Source organism: Pseudomonas sp. BNK-45 (genome assembly GCF_047456255.1).
In the GTDB taxonomy this organism is placed as follows: Bacteria; Pseudomonadota; Gammaproteobacteria; order Pseudomonadales; family Pseudomonadaceae; genus Aquipseudomonas.
The window spans coordinates 6,335,663-6,349,384 of the sequence record NZ_CP179909.1 but is presented as its reverse complement, the minus strand read 5'-3'; the positions used below and the strand labels follow the sequence as shown (position 1 = coordinate 6,349,384).

At 62.9% G+C, this 13,722-nt stretch carries 13 protein-coding genes; 9 read left to right on the top strand and 4 right to left on the bottom strand.

The genetic code is table 11. From position 1 onward, the window contains the following. Positions 1 to 41: 41 nt before the first annotated feature. The gene (locus ACMGG8_RS28880; protein WP_016967768.1) at positions 42 to 1,043 is read left to right on the top strand and encodes a response regulator; all 1,002 of its coding nucleotides are present in this window, start codon (positions 42 to 44) and stop codon (positions 1,041 to 1,043) included. A gap of 18 nt (positions 1,044 to 1,061) precedes the next feature. Here ACMGG8_RS28880 and ACMGG8_RS28875 read toward each other — a convergent pair whose 3' ends face one another. Next, entirely contained in the window at positions 1,062 to 1,445 is a 384-nt protein-coding gene (locus ACMGG8_RS28875) for a hypothetical protein (protein ID WP_231979007.1), read from the bottom strand. Positions 1,446 to 1,871: 426 nt separating this feature from the next. Between ACMGG8_RS28875 and prfB the strand changes: the two genes are divergently transcribed. The 7 genes from prfB (at position 1,872) to ACMGG8_RS28840 (ending at position 8,627) form a co-directional block, all read left to right on the top strand. Further along, positions 1,872 to 2,967 (top strand): peptide chain release factor 2 gene (gene prfB / locus ACMGG8_RS28870; RefSeq protein WP_108544449.1). Its coding sequence is split into 2 segments (ribosomal slippage): positions 1,872 to 1,943 and positions 1,945 to 2,967, totalling 1,095 coding nucleotides; the frame shifts between segments, so codons are not numbered across the junction. Between the two features lie 115 nt (positions 2,968 to 3,082). Then, positions 3,083 to 4,585, top strand: coding sequence for a lysine--tRNA ligase (lysS, locus tag ACMGG8_RS28865; protein WP_060837731.1), 1,503 nt, complete (start codon positions 3,083 to 3,085; stop codon positions 4,583 to 4,585). Positions 4,586 to 4,690: 105 nt separating this feature from the next. Then, a complete protein-coding gene (locus ACMGG8_RS28860; protein WP_060837732.1) occupies positions 4,691 to 5,407 on the top strand; it encodes a TetR/AcrR family transcriptional regulator in 717 nt (238 codons plus the stop codon). A 69-nt stretch (positions 5,408 to 5,476) separates the two neighbouring features. Further along, the gene (locus tag ACMGG8_RS28855; RefSeq protein WP_060837733.1) at positions 5,477 to 6,022 is read left to right on the top strand and encodes a hypothetical protein; all 546 of its coding nucleotides are present in this window, start codon (positions 5,477 to 5,479) and stop codon (positions 6,020 to 6,022) included. A 35-nt stretch (positions 6,023 to 6,057) separates the two neighbouring features. Beyond that, positions 6,058 to 7,335, top strand: coding sequence for a flavohemoglobin expression-modulating QEGLA motif protein (locus ACMGG8_RS28850; protein WP_414158846.1), 1,278 nt, complete (start codon positions 6,058 to 6,060; stop codon positions 7,333 to 7,335). Positions 7,336 to 7,389: 54 nt separating this feature from the next. Further along, positions 7,390 to 8,304, top strand: coding sequence for an alpha/beta hydrolase (locus ACMGG8_RS28845; protein WP_060841879.1), 915 nt, complete (start codon positions 7,390 to 7,392; stop codon positions 8,302 to 8,304). Then, positions 8,301 to 8,627 carry a hypothetical protein gene (locus tag ACMGG8_RS28840; RefSeq protein WP_016967760.1) on the top strand — a complete coding sequence of 109 codons (327 nt, stop codon included), beginning with the start codon at positions 8,301 to 8,303 and terminating at the stop codon, positions 8,625 to 8,627. The genes ACMGG8_RS28845 and ACMGG8_RS28840 overlap by 4 nt, the downstream gene beginning before the upstream one ends. Before the next feature lie 115 nt (positions 8,628 to 8,742). Here the strand turns inward: ACMGG8_RS28840 and ACMGG8_RS28835 are convergent, their stop codons facing one another. The 3 genes from ACMGG8_RS28835 to ACMGG8_RS28825 form a co-directional block, all read right to left on the bottom strand. After that, positions 8,743 to 9,531 (bottom strand): OmpA family protein, encoded by a 789-nt coding sequence (locus ACMGG8_RS28835; protein ID WP_016967759.1) that lies wholly within the window; start codon positions 9,529 to 9,531, stop codon positions 8,743 to 8,745. A 50-nt stretch (positions 9,532 to 9,581) separates the two neighbouring features. Further along, a complete protein-coding gene (locus ACMGG8_RS28830; protein WP_016967758.1) occupies positions 9,582 to 9,995 on the bottom strand; it encodes a DUF4398 domain-containing protein in 414 nt (137 codons plus the stop codon). A gap of 284 nt (positions 9,996 to 10,279) precedes the next feature. Beyond that, positions 10,280 to 10,624 (bottom strand): hypothetical protein, encoded by a 345-nt coding sequence (locus tag ACMGG8_RS28825; RefSeq protein ID WP_060837735.1) that lies wholly within the window; start codon positions 10,622 to 10,624, stop codon positions 10,280 to 10,282. 205 nt (positions 10,625 to 10,829) lie between these two features. On the opposite strand from ACMGG8_RS28825, the gene ppc reads away from it, so the two are divergent. Further along, positions 10,830 to 13,460 (top strand): phosphoenolpyruvate carboxylase, encoded by a 2,631-nt coding sequence (ppc, locus tag ACMGG8_RS28820; RefSeq protein WP_060837736.1) that lies wholly within the window; start codon positions 10,830 to 10,832, stop codon positions 13,458 to 13,460. The last annotated feature ends 262 nt before the right edge of the window (positions 13,461 to 13,722 follow it).

The window sequence follows — 13,722 nt, the reverse complement described above, 5'->3', positions numbered from 1 at the left end:
ACGCAGCTGTCCTGGCCAGGTAGCAACTCAGGTGACAACCCATGAATGATTTACAGCTCGACGAATTCAAGACCGACGAAAATGCCGCCATGGTGTTGCTGGTGGACGACCAGGCCATGATCGGCGAAGCGGTTCGGCGTGGGTTGGCGAATGAAGAAAACATCGACTTCCACTTCTGCGCCGATCCGCACCAGGCCATTGCCCAGGCGATCCGCATCAAGCCCACGGTGATCCTTCAGGACCTGGTGATGCCGGGGCTGGACGGCCTGACCCTGGTGCGCGAGTACCGCAACCACCCGGCGACCCAGAACATCCCGATCATCGTGCTCTCGACCAAGGAAGACCCGCTGATCAAGAGCGCGGCCTTTGCCGCGGGGGCCAATGACTACCTGGTCAAGCTGCCGGACAACATCGAGCTGGTGGCGCGGATCCGCTACCACTCGCGCTCCTACATGACCCTGCTGCAACGTGACGCCGCCTACCGGGCGCTGCGGGTCAGTCAGCAGCAGTTGCTGGACACCAACCTGGTGCTGCAGCGGCTGATGAACTCCGACGGCCTGACCGGGCTGTCCAACCGCCGGCACTTCGACGAATACCTGGAGCTGGAGTGGCGCCGGGCGATGCGCGAGCAGAGTCAGTTGTCATTGCTGATGATCGACGTCGACTACTTCAAGATCTACAACGACACCTTTGGCCACCTGGAGGGCGATGAAGCCCTGCGTAAAGTGGCCACGGCGATTCGCGAGGCCAGCAGCCGGCCTTCGGACCTGCCGGCGCGCTATGGCGGCGAGGAGTTCGTACTGGTGCTGCCCAACACTTCACCGGGCGGGGCGCGGCTGGTGGCCGAGAAGCTGCGCCAGACCGTCGAAGCCCTGAAGATTCCCCATAACGCCCCCGTGGAAGGCTCCAGCCTGACCATCAGCATCGGACTTTCCACCATCACCCCGCAGCCCAACAGCCATTGCCGGCAGTTGATTTCGGCGGCGGACAAGGGGTTGTACCTGGCGAAAAACAATGGCCGCAATCAGGTCGGGATCGAGTAGGCGGGTTGGGCGTGCGCTCTAGGCGTCAGCCATTGGCGTGGCCGGCGCCTGATCCTGTGCGACCTCCACCAGGGTGTCCCTGAACAGGTAGTAGCTGTGGCTCGCGGTGTGCCGACAAGTGAGCTTTACCGCTTCGATGCGATAGGTGGTGTAGGTGTTGAGTGTCTTGTCGATGAACCAGTTGTTCAGCAGGTTGCCAGGGGCGATCGGGTAGTCGCCAAAGCGGTAGTCCATGTAGCCGCCCCTATGGACGTGGACCCAGCGACAGCTGAACCTGGCCTGCAGCCATTGGGTTCGCTCACCGACCTCATCCACCAGCATTCTTGTGCGGTAGTAGATCCACCACCACAAAAAGATCAGCCAGGGCACGACCAGGGCGCAAGCCAGCGCTGGTGAGACCATCAGCCAGATTCCCATCAATGGCATAAAGGCCAGTGCGCTGAAGAGCGTGGCGAAAAACGTCTGGACGCCTCTCCCGTTTCGCCGCTCCCTGCGCTGGATCTCTTCTATTTCGGCGTTGTTGAGTGTGCGTCCCATGAGCCTACTGCTTGCGTGTCATTTCAGGCGGCATTGTATTGCGCCGGCCGGTCTCAAGGGCGCCGTGATTTTACGTCGCGGCCTGTGAGTATCGAAGGCGATGTGACTTGCCGGACAGGGCTTGCAGGTCAGTGAGGGCAATGAATTTCAGTGTGCACTTGGATTTCAGTGGGGCTGTCGCTGAAATTAGATGGCCGATTGGCCGCTAAAGCCGCTAAGCGGGCTGCCGTGATTCGGTGATTCCGTTATAATCGCCGGCTTTCAAAAGTTCGCCAACGAGTGCCGCCCCCCATGGAAATCAACCCGATCCTGAACACCATCAAGGACCTGTCCGAGCGCTCCGAAACTATTCGGGGGTATCTTTGACTACGATCAAAAGCATGAGCGTCTGACCGAGGTCAATCGCGAGCTTGAAGATCCGAGTGTCTGGAACAAACCCGAATACGCCCAGGAACTGGGGCGCGAGCGCGCTGCCCTGGCGCAGATCGTCGAGACCCTGGACGAGCTGAATGGCGGCCTGGCCGATTGCCGCGACCTGCTGGACATGGCGGTCGAAGAAAACGACGAAGGCGCGGTGGGCGATGTCGTCGCCGAGCTGGCCCGTCTCGAGGAAAACCTCGCCAAGTTAGAATTCCGCCGCATGTTCAGCCACGAAATGGACCCGAACAACGCCTACCTGGACATCCAGGCCGGCTCCGGCGGCACCGAGGCCCAGGACTGGGCCAACATCCTGCTGCGCATGTACCTGCGCTGGGCCGACAAGCGCGGTTTCGACGCCACCATCATGGAGCTGTCCGCCGGTGAAGTGGCCGGGATCAAGGGCGCGACCGTGCACATCAAGGGCGAATACGCCTTTGGCTGGCTGCGTACCGAGATTGGTGTACACCGCCTGGTGCGCAAGAGCCCGTTCGACTCCGGCAACCGTCGCCACACTTCGTTCTCGGCAGTGTTCGTTTCGCCAGAGATCGACGACAAGGTGGAAATCGAAATCAACCCGGCCGACCTGCGGATCGATACCTATCGTTCCTCCGGTGCCGGTGGTCAGCACGTAAACACCACCGACTCGGCCGTGCGTATCACCCACGTGCCGACCAACACCGTGGTCAGCTGCCAGAACGAACGTTCCCAGCACGCCAACAAGGACACCGCCATGAAAATGCTGCGGGCCAAGTTGTACGAGCAGGAAATGCAGAAGCGCAACGCGGCTTCCCAGGCCCTGGAAGACACCAAGTCGGACATCGGCTGGGGTCATCAGATTCGTTCGTACGTGCTCGACGCGTCGCGGATCAAGGACCTGCGCACCAACATCGAACGCAGCGACTGCGACAAGGTGCTCGACGGCGACATCGACGAATACCTGGAAGCCAGCCTGAAATCCGGCCTGTAAAAAGACGCGATACAGGATCGGCTGATTCAACGCGATCCCTGTAGGAGCCAGCTCTGCTGGCGATCCCCGGGCCGCAAGGCCCGGGGGCAACGAACCTGATGGAATATCTAAAGACATGAGCGACCAACAACTCGACCCGCAAGCCCTGCAACAGGAAGAGAACTCCCTGATCGCCCTGCGCAAGGAAAAGCTTGCTGCCGAGCGCGCCAAGGGCAATGCCTTCCCGAACGACTTCCGCCGCGAAAACTACTGCCAGGACCTGCAGAAGCAGTACGCCGACAAGACCAAGGAAGAGCTGGCGGAGGCTGCAATCCCGGTCAAGGTTGCCGGTCGCATCATGCTCAATCGTGGCTCGTTCATGGTGATCCAGGACATGACCGGGCGCATCCAGGTCTACGTCAACCGCAAGACCCTGTCCGAAGAGACCCTGGCCGCGGTGAAAACCTGGGACATGGGCGACATCATTGCTGCCGAAGGCACCCTGGCCCGTTCCGGCAAGGGCGACCTGTACGTTGAAATGACCCAGGTGCGCCTGCTGACCAAATCCCTGCGCCCGCTGCCGGACAAGCACCACGGCCTGACCGACACCGAGCAGCGCTACCGCCAGCGCTACGTTGACCTGATCGTCAACGAAGACGTGCGCCAGACCTTCCGCGTACGTTCGCAAGTGATCGCGCACATCCGCAGCTTCCTGATGAAGCGCGACTTCCTCGAAGTCGAAACGCCGATGCTGCAGACCATTCCTGGCGGCGCCGCGGCCAAACCGTTCGAAACCCACCACAACGCCCTGGACATGGAAATGTTCCTGCGTATCGCCCCCGAGCTGTACCTCAAGCGCCTGGTGGTCGGTGGTTTCGAGAAGGTGTTCGAGATCAACCGCAACTTCCGTAACGAAGGCGTTTCGACCCGGCACAACCCTGAATTCACCATGTTGGAGTTCTACCAGGCCTACGCCGACTACGAAGACAACATGGACCTGACCGAAGAGTTGTTCCGTGAACTGGCGCAGCTGGTGCTGGGCAGCACCGACGTGCCGTATGGCGACAAGGTGTTCCACTTCGGCGAGCCGTTCGCCCGTCTGTCGGTGTTCGACTCGATCCTCAAGTACAACCCCGAGCTGACCGCCGACGACCTGAACGACATCGACAAGGCGCGTGCCATCGCCAAGAAGGCCGGGGCCAAGGTGCTGGGCTTCGAAGGCCTGGGCAAGCTGCAGGTGATGATTTTCGAAGAGCTGGTGGAGCACAAGCTGGAACAGCCGCACTTCATCACCCAGTACCCGTTCGAAGTGTCGCCGCTGGCTCGCCGCAACGACGACAACCCCAACGTCACCGACCGTTTCGAGCTGTTCATCGGCGGCCGCGAAATCGCCAATGCCTACTCCGAGCTCAATGATGCGGAAGACCAGGCCGAGCGCTTCATGGCCCAGGTGGCGGACAAGGACGCCGGCGACGACGAAGCCATGCACTACGACGCCGACTTCGTTCGTGCCCTGGAATACGGCATGCCGCCCACCGCCGGTGAAGGTATCGGTATCGACCGCCTGGTGATGCTGCTGACCAACTCGCCGTCGATCCGCGACGTGATCCTGTTCCCACACATGCGGCCGCAAGCCTGAATGTCGTGAATATGAAGCCGCCTTTGACAGGCGGCTTTTTATTGTCTGGTTGGAACTGACGTACCGCTTCTAATTCTGTGTGATTTTTCAGAGGGAATACCTGTCGTGAACCGCGCAATTGCTCAAGAAGGTGCAGCTGGCATCGCCACTGCGGTGGCTGAAAGCGTTCAGTACCAGGGGCGCAAGGCCAGCCGACAGGGCAGCGAACAGCGCAGACAGGAGATTCTCGACGCCGCCATGCGCATTGTCGTGCGTGACGGTGTGCGGGCCGTGCGTCACCGCGCGGTGGCCGCCGAAGCCGGTGTGCCCTTGTCGGCCACCACCTATTACTTCAAGGATATCGATGACCTGCTCACCGATACCTTCGCCCAGTACGTCGAGCGCAGCGCGGCCTACATGGCCAAGCTGTGGGCCAGCAACGAAGGGTTGCTGCGCGAGATGGTCGCCTACGGTGATGGCAGTCCGGCGTCGCGCGCGCAATTGGCCGATGACATTGCCCGCCTGACCGCCGACTACGTACAGCGCCAGTTGTACACCCGCCGCGAGCACCTGATGGCCGAGCAGGCGTTCCGCCAGGAGGCGCTGCTCAATCCGCGCCTGGCGCAACTGGTGCGCTCGCACCAGCAGATCCTGTTGCAGGGCACCTGCCAGTTCTTTCAGGTCCTGGGCTCCCGGGAGCCGCAGCAGGATGCCAAGGTGTTGACGTCTATAATCGGCCGGATGGAATATCAGGGCCTGCTCAACGACAGCGAGCCGCAGGCGGAGGAGGAGATGCTTGGCATCCTCACCCGCTACATGCATCTGGTGCTGGCTTCGGTCTGATTTATCCGTCCCGGGCTGTGCAGCCGGCGTCAGCGGCTAGAGTGATTCTGGTGTTCAAGGGAGAGTTGCATGCAAGCCTGGCGCGTCCTGATGGCTCTGGCGTTTCTTCTGCTCAGCGGTTGCCTGGTGGTCTTCAAGGAGCCACTGCCTGCCGAGCAGGCGGCGCCTGCCGCGTTGCTGGGCAAGTGGGCCAGCCAGAACGCCTGGGGCGAGCCGCTGAACATCGAACTGCGCCAGATCGGCCCCAACCGCTATCGGGCCGCGAGTTTCCCCGGTGGCACGGCGCGCCCGCGCGACACCTACGAGTTCACGGTGGCGCAACATGGCAATCGCTGGTATCTGTCGGCCGCGGTGCCCCAGGCCTTCGGCGGGCACTACAGCATTGCCGGGTTCGAACTGACGGCCAGGCACGAACTGGTGCTCTATACCCTGGACCTGGAACAGATGCGCCAGTCCCTGGGTCAAAAGGCCCTGAGCGGGCAATCCATGCCCACGGCCGAAGGCGAGGGGGTGCTGATCAGCAGTCCGTTGCCCGAGGTCTTCGCTTACCTTGACGACCCCGCCAACTCCGACCTGTTCGTCGAGACGGCACGTTTCAAGCGCGTGGCCCGCTGAGCCTGCGCCACAGACCCAATCAATAGGAACTTCCGGTGGACGACTACCAGCAGACGATACGCACTTTGTCCGATCGCATAGTGCTGGCGCAGACCCCGATCCGCGTACTGGATGCGGTGAAGTGGGACGAGAACATCCGCAAGGGCTTTCTCAAGGCCAAGGGCAAGGAATTGCCCGCCGTGGATCGCGCCTATTACGAAGGACGGCCGCTGTCCTTCGATTCCGGAGCGGTAAAGCTGGAATTCCAGAACATCGAGCGCGACATCACCCGGCAACTGGGCCAGTTCAGCCCGGTGGGGCAGATCATGCGCCGCATGTGCAAGGAATACCGCATGGTGGTGCGCATGCTCGAAGCCCGGGGCACCGGCGACTTCGGGCTGATCTCCCAGGAACTCTACGGCGCCGCGTCCGATGCCTTCCACGCCGGCGATCCGACCCTGGCGGACCTCGGGCTGATGATGTCCGACTACCTGAACAACATCGACGGGCGCGGCGACCTCAAGGACGAACCCAAGATCCTCAGTGCCAAGCAGGCGGTCGGCCTGTTACAGGGCCGGCTGAACAAGGTGTTCGGCGAGGCCGAGGAAACCATCCGCGTGTTCGAGTCCGACGGTATCGTCGCCGACGCCGCGGCGGGCGCCGACTACATCAAGATCCGCAGCGACGCGATGTTCAACGAACGCGATGTGCGGGCCCTGGAAGTCCATGAAGGACTGGTGCATGTCGGCACCACCCTCAATGGCCTGAACCAGCCGATCTGTACCTTCCTGGCCAAGGGGCCGCCCTCGTCCACGGTGACCCAGGAAGGCCTGGCGATCCTCATGGAGATCATCACCTTCGCTTCCTACCCGAGCCGCCTGCGCAAGCTGACCAACCGCACCCGGGCCATCCACATGGTGGAGGAGGGGGCGGACTTCCTGCAGGTGTTCGAGTTTTTCCGCGAGCAGGGTTTCGAGATGGCCGAGAGCTACGGCAACGCCAGCCGGGTGTTCCGCGGTTCGGTGCCCACGGGGCTGCCGTTTACCAAAGACTTGTCCTATCTCAAGGGCTTCATCATGGTTTACAACTACATTCAGCTGGCCGTGCGCAAGGGCAAGCTGGAGCAGATCCCCTTGCTGTTCTGCGGCAAGACCACCCTGGAAGACATGCGTACCTTGCGCCAACTGGTGGATGAAGGTTTGGTGGTGCCGCCCAAGTACCTGCCGGACCAGTTCCGTGACCTGAATGCCCTGTCGGCCTGGATGTGTTTCTCCAACTTCCTCAACCACCTGAGCCTGGACCGGATCGAGGCGGACTACTCCAATATCCTTTGAATCTGTCCGGGGGGCACACATGGACGTACTGCTAGCTGCACGGAGTGGCCGATGATGCGCATCCTGGCCGCGCTGACCTTGTTGCTGTGCCTCAATGGCTGCAGCTCGCTGCTGTTCTATCCCGAACCCGGGCTGCCATTCACTCCCGAACGGGCCGGGCTCGAATACCGTGACGTGACCCTGACCAGCGCCGACGGCCTCAAGCTGCACGGCTGGTGGCTGCCGGCCAAGCCGGGGGTGGCGGTCAAGGGCACGGTGCTGCACCTGCACGGCAACGGCGGCAACCTGGCCTGGCATCTGGGGGGCAGTTGGTGGTTGCCGGAGCAGGGCTATCAGGTGCTGCTGCTGGACTATCGCGGCTATGGCCTGTCCGAGGGCGCGCCGAGCCTGCCGGCGATCTACCAGGACGTCGACGCTGCGTTCAAGTGGCTGGACCAGGCCCCTGAGGTGCAAGGCAAACCCTTGATCGTGCTGGGGCAAAGCCTGGGTGGCGCGCTGGCGATCCACTACCTGGTGGAGCACCCCGAGCGTCAGGCCCGGCTCAAGGCCATCGTCCTCGATGGCGTGCCGGCCAGTTATCGCGATGTCGGGCGTTATGCCCTGAGCACCTCCTGGCTGACCTGGCCGTTGCAGGCGCCGCTGTCCTGGCTGGTGCCGGACAGCGACAGCGCGGTTTACCTTCTGCCGCGCCTGACCGGGGTGCCGAAACTCATCTACCACAGCATCGATGATCCGATCGTGCCCCTTTCCAACGGCATCCGCGTGTATCAAGCTGCGCCTCCGCCCAGGGTCCTGCAACTGACTCGCGGCGGCCATGTGCAAACCTTTGCCGATCCGACCTGGCGCAGCGTGATGCTGCGCTACCTCGATGATCCGCAGCATTTCGACGGGTTGCGTCGGCTGGGGGAAATCCCCAATTACCCGACGCCCCCGAATTCAGCCGTTGAACCTCCAGAGAGTCCGCAATGAGTGAAGAACGCAACGCCATTCCCATGATCATCACCGGTATCTGCAGCATCATCGTTACCGTGGGCAGCCTGTGGTACTACGGCTATCTGCACTTCGCCAAACCGGAGGACGCGCTGCTGCTCAGCGACTTCACCATGCTCAAGACCGTGCCGGGCGAGGACTACAAGATCTCCCTGCAACCGGCCGATGAAGTGGCCCAGTGCATCGATGGCGTGCTGGTGCTGTTTGACACCCAGCAGAAGGGCCTGACCGGGGTCCTGGTGAACAAGAAGAAGCAGGCCGTGCGCTGCATGGGCCAGGAGACGCCCCAGCTGCAGCAGTGATCTGCAGGTTTTTTGCAGAAGCCGGCGTGCCGGCGAAGACGCACACAAAAACGCCGCCGACCTGAACAGGTCGGCGGCGTTGTGTTTCACCTGCCTATATAAGGCAGAGGCTGCATCAGTTGCGGCTGATGGCCGAACGTGGTGCCACCGGCTGGTTGTCGTTGGAAATGGTCACTTCCACGCGACGGTTCATGGCGCGACCGGAAACGCTGCCGTTATCGGCCACCGGATACTCCTTGCCATAACCCTGGCTGACGATGCGCGACGGGTCGACGCCCATGCGGATCAGGGCCATCTGCACCGAACCGGCACGGCGCTCGGACAGGGACTGGTTGTAGGAATCGCTGCCGGTGCTGTCGGTGTAGCCTTCGACGATCACCTTGCGGTCCGGGTTCTGCTGGAGGAATTGCGCCAGCTTGTTGATGTTCACCAGTCCGCTGGACTTCAGGTCGGACTTGTTGGTGGCGAACAGCACGTCACCAAAGGTCACCAGGGTGCCGCGATCGGTCTGCTTGGCGTTGAGGCTGTCCTGCAGTTGCTTGATCTGCGCGTCACGGGCCTCGAGGATCGCGCGGGCGCGCTGGTCGCCGGCGTCCTTGAGCTTGGCTTCGGCGGTGCGCAGGGCAATGGTTTCCTTGGCCACTTCAACCCGTTGGTTGGTCAGGTAGGCCAGCTGGTCGACTTTCTTCTCGTCTTCCTTGTTCAGGTAGGCCTTGTCGGCCTTGTCCATCCAGTCGGCGGCGTCCTTGGTTTCCAGGGCCGCGACCTTGCTCGCCTGCGGGTTGGCTTGCAGGCCGGAGAAGTTGGTGCGGGCGTTTTCCAGGTTGGCGTTGGGTGGGGTGGAGCACGCCGCCAGGGCTACGCTCATGGCCAACAGGGCAGGGATCATCAGTTGTTTGCGCATAATGGTTCGTCCTTTCAATCAAATACGAGTACGTGGGAATCGGCGGCGGCTTACTGCACGCTGCGCATACCTTCCTGACGCAGTTCCTGAACGCCTTTCTGCGAGTCCTTCAGCGCCTGCTCGGCCTTGGCGGCCTGGGCCTTGCGCTCGGCGACACGGGCATCCCACTCGGCTTGTTCGGCCAGGCGGCGGGCTTCGTCGTACTTCTTGTCGTGCATGGCAATCTCGGCTTGCTTGAGCTTGTCCTGGGCCGACTTCATTTCCACGGCGGCGAACTCGGTGCCGCCTGCGCTCACTGCGCTATTGACCGCAGATTGCGTGACCGCGTACTGCTCGGAAGGCGGGTTACCGGCACAACCGGCCAGTACCATGCTGCTACCGAGGGCCAGCGCGGCCAGCTTCAGCCCGCGCAGAGAGGTGAACGAGGATTTGGCAGTGCTGATCTTCATGGTCTTCAACTCCATTGGGTAACTCCTGGAAAACATCAATGTCCATCCCGGTCCTGGCGCCGTGGTGCTGAGTGACGAGCGCTGATGGCAAAATTTGAAACGGCCGTTCCAGTGATGGCTACTGGGTGTGACCCGAGGCTTTTTTGAATAGTTCAGAGAAAGATGGCGATTGGCCGGAAAAAAACTGACGACTCGGACAAGGCTCTAAATCCGGAACTTTTGCCGTGCAGCGGGGTATCCCCGACCCTGTTCAGGGCCGGGGACGATGAAGTTCAACGGGAGTTGGAGAGGGCGCCGACTCAGTGCTTCGGCTTGTCGGACTGGCTGGCCATGAGCTGCAGATGCTGGCGTGACAGGGCCAGGAAGCGCGGGGTCGGACCGATATCCTCGTAGAGCGGATCGCCTTCCTCGTCGGTGGCCACCACCTGCCGACCCTGGATGTAGGGGAAGCTGGCTTCCAGCTCTTCCAGGGCGGCGCCAATCAGTTCGCCGAGCAGTTCCTCGGTCTGGCGTTTGGGGTACATCTCGGAGAGGGCGGCCAGGCGGGCGGCGGCTTCCACGTCCAGGTGAATCCGGTAGGCGGTTTTGCTCAGGCGCCCCTTGGCGTTTTCTTCCCAATGTTGTGCCAGTTCACGGATTTTCATGTTGACCTCGATGAACGCCTGCTTGTGGCAGGTTGGGTTGAGTAACCGGCCGGGGCCGGTGCGTGGCCCTTGTGCGGCCTACCCTTGAGACTAGTCCCATCGGCCAGGGTTGGCCCGGGGTGAGGTTGCACGCTTGCTAAGGCAGGCGTGCAAGCGGCACTCTTGAGCCTTCCGTGCCGCCTTGAGTCTGCTGGAGACCACCTCGATGACCGATATTGATGCGCGCTTGCGCGAAGACGTTCACCTCTTGGGAGAACTGTTGGGCAATACCATCCGAGATCAGTACGGGGAGGCTTTCCTCGATAAGATCGAGCAGATCCGCAAGGGCGCCAAGGCCGATCGCCGGGGCTCGCCCGGTGCCGAATTGAGCGCCAGTCTCGATTCGCTGAGCGAAGACGAACTGCTGCCGGTGGCCCGGGCCTTCAACCAGTTCCTCAACCTGGCGAACATCGCCGAGCAGTATCAGTTGATTCACCGTCGCGACGAGTCGCAACCGGCGCCCTTCGAAGCCCGGGTACTGCCGGAGCTGCTGGCGCGCCTGCGGGCCGAGGGCCACTCCGCCGATGCCCTGGCCCGGCAATTGGCGCGTCTGGAGATCGAGCTGGTGCTCACCGCTCACCCCACCGAAGTGGCGCGCCGCACCCTGATCCAGAAGTACGATGCGATAGCCGCGCAGCTGGCGGCCCAGGACCATCGTGATCTCACCAGCGCCGAGCGCGGGCAGATTCAGGAGCGCCTGCAACGGCTGATCGCCGAGGCCTGGCACACCGAGGAAATCCGCCGCACCCGGCCGACCCCGGTGGATGAGGCCAAGTGGGGGTTTGCGGTGATCGAGCACTCGCTGTGGCAGGCGATCCCCAATTACCTGCGCAAGGCCGACAAGGCGCTGTTCGAAGCCACCGGCCTGCGTTTGCCCCTGGAGTCCGCGCCGATCCGTTTCGCTTCGTGGATGGGCGGCGACCGTGACGGCAACCCCAATGTCACTGCCAGCGTGACCCGCGAAGTCCTGCTGCTGGCGCGCTGGATGGCCGCCGATCTGTATTTGCGTGACGTCGATCACCTGGCCGCCGAGCTGTCCATGCAGCAGGCCAGCCCGGCCCTGCTGGCCAAGGCCGGGGACAGTGCCGAACCCTACCGTGCGTTGCTCAAGCAACTGCGCGAGCGCCTGCGGGCCACCCGCAACTGGGCCCAGGCGGCGCTTGGCGCGGCCGTGCCGGCCGGGCCCGAGGTGTTGCAGAACAACCGCGAGCTGCTTGAGCCCTTGCAGCTGTGCTACCAGTCGCTGCATGAATGCGGGATGGGCGTGATTGCCGATGGCCCGCTGCTCGATTGCCTGCGCCGGGCGGTGACGTTCGGCCTGTTTCTGGTGCGTCTGGATGTGCGTCAGGACTCCAGCCGGCATACCTCGGCCATGACCGAGATCACCGATTACCTGGGCCTGGGGCGCTATGCCGACTGGAGCGAAGAGGACCGCATCACCTTCCTCAATCGCGAACTGGCCAGCCGGCGGCCGTTGCTGCCGGGCTACTTCAAGCCTTCGGCGGACACTGCCGAAGTGCTTGCCACTTGCCGCGAGATCGCCCAGGCGCCGGCGGCGTCCCTGGGTTCCTACGTGATTTCCATGGCGGGGGCGGCCTCCGATGTGCTGGCGGTGCAGTTGCTGCTCAAGGAGTCCGGGGTCCTGCGGCCGATGCGCGTGGTGCCGCTGTTCGAAACCCTGGCGGACCTGGACAACGCCGGCCCGGTGATGGAGAAACTGCTGCACTTGCCGGGCTACCGCTCGCGGCTGCAGGGGCCTCAGGAGGTGATGATCGGCTACTCGGATTCGGCCAAGGACGCCGGGACCACCGCGGCCGCCTGGGCGCAGTATCGGGCGCAGGAGCGGCTGGTGGATATCTGCCGTGAGCAACAGGTGGAGTTGCTGCTGTTCCACGGCCGCGGCGGTACTGTGGGACGCGGCGGTGGTCCGGCCCACGCGGCGATCCTGTCGCAGCCGCCGGGTTCGGTGGCGGGGCGCTTCCGCACCACCGAACAGGGGGAAATGATCCGTTTCAAATTCGGCCTGCCGGACATTGCCGAGCAGAACCTCAACCTCTACCTGGCCGCCGTGCTGGAGGCGACCCTGCTGCCGCCGCCGCCACCGGAACCGGCCTGGCGTCACCTGATGGACGAACTGGCCAGCGACGGGGTCCAGGCCTATCGCGCGGTGGTGCGCGACAATCCGCAATTTGTCGAGTACTTCCGCCAGTCCACCCCGGAGCAGGAGTTGGGCCGCCTGCCCCTGGGCAGTCGCCCGGCCAAGCGCCGGGCCGGTGGGATTGAAAGCCTGCGGGCGATTCCGTGGATCTTCGGCTGGACCCAGACCCGCCTGATGCTGCCGGCGTGGCTCGGCTGGGAGGCGGCCTTGAGCAAGGCGCTGGCCCGGGGCGAGGGTGAGTTGCTGGGGCAGATGCGTGAACAGTGGCCGTTCTTCCGCACCCGCATCGATATGCTGGAAATGGTGCTGGCCAAGGCCGATGCGGACATTGCCCGCTCTTATGACGAGCGCCTGGTGGAGGCGGAACTGCTGCCATTGGGTGCGCATTTACGCGACCTATTGTCGCAGGCCTGCGCGGTGGTCCTGGGGTTGACCGGACAGTCGCAATTGCTGGCCCACAGCCCCGATACCCTGGAGTTCATCCGCCTGCGCAATACCTACCTGGATCCGCTGCACTTGCTGCAGGCGGAGCTGCTGGCGCGCTCGCGCCAGCAGGAGGCGCCGCAAGGAAGCCCCGTGGAACAGGCGTTGCTGGTCTCCGTGGCCGGTATCGCCGCCGGTTTGCGCAACACCGGCTGAGGCGGCAGAGGGCTGTTTGCCTGCTCTGGCGCAGCCCTGATCAGGACAAACCCAAGGTGTCGCTCAGATTCATCTGGCGACACTTTGTTATGGGGTTGCGACTTGTTCTACCCGGTCAAAGTGGCATAAAAAGGCCGGGTTCCTCCGACTTTCGACTGCTTGTGCGGGCTGTGTCGGCTGTGTATCTTGATCAGCCTTTGGCCGTTTGGGCGGTCATCACCCTATTTTTGAGATTGGCCCCACGAGGCGAATCCGAGCGTTT

Bases quoted from the DNA above. Each gene is read 5' to 3' on its own strand.
- ACMGG8_RS28880 (WP_016967768.1), top strand. From the start codon at position 42: ATGAATGATTTACAGCTCGACGAATTCAAGACCGACGAAAATGCCGCC.
- ACMGG8_RS28875 (WP_231979007.1), bottom strand. From the start codon at position 1,445: ATGGTCTCACCAGCGCTGGCTTGCGCCCTGGTCGTGCCCTGGCTGATC.
- lysS (WP_060837731.1), top strand. From the start codon at position 3,083: ATGAGCGACCAACAACTCGACCCGCAAGCCCTGCAACAGGAAGAGAAC.
- ACMGG8_RS28855 (WP_060837733.1), top strand. From the start codon at position 5,477: ATGCAAGCCTGGCGCGTCCTGATGGCTCTGGCGTTTCTTCTGCTCAGC.
- ACMGG8_RS28845 (WP_060841879.1), top strand. From the start codon at position 7,390: ATGCGCATCCTGGCCGCGCTGACCTTGTTGCTGTGCCTCAATGGCTGC.
- ACMGG8_RS28840 (WP_016967760.1), top strand. From the start codon at position 8,301: ATGAGTGAAGAACGCAACGCCATTCCCATGATCATCACCGGTATCTGC.
- ACMGG8_RS28835 (WP_016967759.1), bottom strand. From the start codon at position 9,531: ATGCGCAAACAACTGATGATCCCTGCCCTGTTGGCCATGAGCGTAGCC.
- ACMGG8_RS28830 (WP_016967758.1), bottom strand. From the start codon at position 9,995: ATGGAGTTGAAGACCATGAAGATCAGCACTGCCAAATCCTCGTTCACC.
- ACMGG8_RS28825 (WP_060837735.1), bottom strand. From the start codon at position 10,624: ATGAAAATCCGTGAACTGGCACAACATTGGGAAGAAAACGCCAAGGGG.
- ppc (WP_060837736.1), top strand. From the start codon at position 10,830: ATGACCGATATTGATGCGCGCTTGCGCGAAGACGTTCACCTCTTGGGA.